Origin of the sequence: Pseudomonas sp. Pseusp97, assembly GCF_047304025.1 — a bacterium.
GTDB lineage: Bacteria > Pseudomonadota > Gammaproteobacteria > Pseudomonadales > Pseudomonadaceae > Pseudomonas.
The window spans coordinates 1-2,506 of the sequence record NZ_JBGLYK010000390.1; the positions used below are offsets into that span (position 1 = coordinate 1).

Consider the following 2,506-nt stretch of genomic DNA (forward strand, 5'->3'; position numbering starts at 1 on the left):
CCCCCCCCCCCCCCCCCCCCCCCCCCCCCCCCCCCCCCCCCCCCCCCCCCCCCGGGGGGGGGGGGGGGCCCCCCCCCCCCCCCCGCTCCTACAGGGACTGTCTCGTGCATATCCATGCGTAGGGAATCGAACATGAACATCGCTGTCAGCGCCCCGTTGCCGCAGACCCGGGCGACGCCCAGCGCCTCGCGCGCGAAAAGCCTCGGCCGGCGCGTCACGCTCCTGCTGCTGTTGCCGTCCACCCTGTGGTTCCTGCTGCTGCTCCTGATGCCACTGGTGATCATCCTGGTCTTCAGCGTCGGCGAGCGCAGCGCCGTGGGCGGCTATGGCGGCGGGCTGACGCTGGAGAACTACCTGAACCTCGGCTCCCGCGCCCAGGCCTTCTGGAACACCCTGACCCTGGCGCCGCTGGGCACCCTGGCGTGCCTGCTGGCGGCCTATCCGCTGGCCTACTTCCTGGCGGTAAAGGTGCGGCGCAACAAGTCGCTGTTGCTGACCCTGGTGATCGTGCCGTTCTGGACCAGCTTCCTGATCCGTACCTATGCCTGGATCTTCCTGCTCAGCGGGCGCGGCATCCCGGCGTTGCTGGAGACCTTCGGCATCGCCGACGTGCGCCTGATCAACACGCCCTACGCGGTGCTGATCGGCATCGTCTACGGCTACCTGCCGCTGATGGTGTTCCCCATCTACGTGACCCTGGAGAAGCTCGACAAGCGCCTGCTGGAAGCCTCCGGCGATCTCGGTGCGAGCGCCTTCGAAACCTTCCGCCGGATCACCTTGCCGCTGTCCGCGCCAGGGGTGATCACCGGGGTGATGCTGGTGTTCATCCTGCTCATGGGCGAGTTCCTGATCCCGGCGATCCTCGGCGGCGGCAAGGTGTTCTTCGTCGGCAACGCGCTGGTCGACCTGTTCCTGCAATCGCGCAACTGGGCGTTCGGCAGCGCAGTGGCGATGACCCTGGTGGCGATGATGCTGGTGATCATCGGCGTGTATCTGAAACTCGTGGCCCGCTACGGCGGCTCGCGCAACGACGGGGTGCTCTGACATGTGGCTGCGCAGTTACTCCACCTCGGTCTACCTGTTCCTCTACGCGCCCATCGCGCTGATCATGCTCTTCGCCTTCAACGCCGGGCGCAGCGGGCTGAGCTTCCAGTGCTGCTCGGTGCAGTGGTTCGGCCGCGCCTTCGACAACCCGTTCATCATGGAAGCCCTGGGTAACAGCGCGCTGATCGCCTTGTGCTCGGCGCTGATCGCCACCCTGTTCGGCACCCTCGCGGTGTTCGGCCTGCAGCGGGTCGGCAAGCGCGTGCGCCTGCTGTTCGACGCGCTGACCTACTGCGCGATCATCGTGCCGGGCATCGTCATCGGCATCGCCACGCTGATCGCCTTCATTACCCTGTTCGACGTACTCAACCCATTGCTGGCATTGCTCGACATCGGCCTGCCGAAGCTCAACATGGGCTTCGGCACCGTGGTGGCGGCGCACTCGCTGTTCACCATGGCGCTGGTGATGGTGATCGTCCGCACCCGCGTCGAGGCGATGGACAAGTCGCTGCTCGAAGCCTCCGCCGATCTCTATGCACCGCCGCTGGACACCTTCTGGCGGGTGACCCTGCCGCAGATCGCCCCGGCCATCCTCGCCGGCTTCCTGCTCGCATTCACCTTCAGCTTCGACGATTTCATCATCGCCTTCTTCGTCGCCGGCTCCGAGACCACGCTGCCGATCTACATCTTCTCGTCGATTCGCCGGGGCATCACGCCGGAGATCAACGCCATCTCCACGGTGATCATCTGCGCCTCGCTGGCGCTGCTGTTCACCTCCCGCTACCTGCAGAACCGCCGCACCGGCGTTCAGGCCGCCTGAGGGCCGAGTTCAAGGAGACTGAAGGATGCGCGACCAGCTCTACATCAACGGGCAGTGGGTCAGGCCGGACCTGGGCGGCCGCTTCACCAGCTTCGACCCGGCTACCGGCCAGCCCCTGCAGGAAGTGCCAGCGGCCACCGAGGAAGACGTCGACCACGCCGTGCGCGCGGCGCGTACCGCGTTCAACCGCGGCTGGGGGCAGAGCCGTGGCGCCGAGCGCGCCGAATGGCTGGAGGCGCTGGCCGGCGAACTGGAGCGCAACCAGGACGCCCTGGCCGAACTGGAAGTGCGCGACAACGGCAAGCCGCTGCCCGAGGCGCAGTGGGACGTGGCCGACGCCATCGGCTGCTTCCGCTACTACGCCGGGCTGGCGCGGGAGCTGGACGAGCGCCAGGACCAGATCCTGCCGCTGCCCGACGAGCGCTTCCGCTGCCGCATCCGCCAGGAACCGGTGGGCGTGGCCGGGCAGATCATTCCGTGGAACTACCCGCTGCTGATGGCTTCTTGGAAAGTCGCGCCGGCTTTGGCGGCGGGCGCCACCTGCGTGCTCAAGCCCTCCGAGCTGACGCCGCTGAGCGCGCTGGAGCTGGCCGCCGCGGCGGCGGTCTATTATACACATATGACGCTGCCGACCAAAAGAGA

Annotated in this window: 3 protein-coding genes; all 3 read left to right on the top strand. The window is 67.5% G+C overall.

The annotated features are described in order from the left end of the window. The first annotated feature begins 132 nt into the window (after positions 1-132). Positions 133-1,044 carry an ABC transporter permease gene (locus ACCC94_RS29220; protein ID WP_413353074.1) on the top strand — a complete coding sequence of 304 codons (912 nt, stop codon included), beginning with the start codon at positions 133-135 and terminating at the stop codon, positions 1,042-1,044. A gap of 1 nt (position 1,045) precedes the next feature. Next, on the top strand, positions 1,046-1,864 hold the full coding sequence (locus tag ACCC94_RS29225; RefSeq protein WP_138212064.1) for an ABC transporter permease: 819 nt from the start codon (positions 1,046-1,048) through the stop codon (positions 1,862-1,864). Positions 1,865-1,889: 25 nt separating this feature from the next. Beyond that, positions 1,890-2,506, top strand: a 617-nt coding sequence (locus tag ACCC94_RS29230) for an aldehyde dehydrogenase family protein (protein WP_413353075.1), incomplete at its 3' end; no start/stop codon positions are given.

Excerpts from the sequence above, each read along its gene's own strand:
- ACCC94_RS29225 (WP_138212064.1), top strand. The coding sequence starts at position 1,046 with ATGTGGCTGCGCAGTTACTCCACCTCGGTCTACCTGTTCCTCTACGCG.
- ACCC94_RS29220 (WP_413353074.1), top strand. The coding sequence starts at position 133 with ATGAACATCGCTGTCAGCGCCCCGTTGCCGCAGACCCGGGCGACGCCC.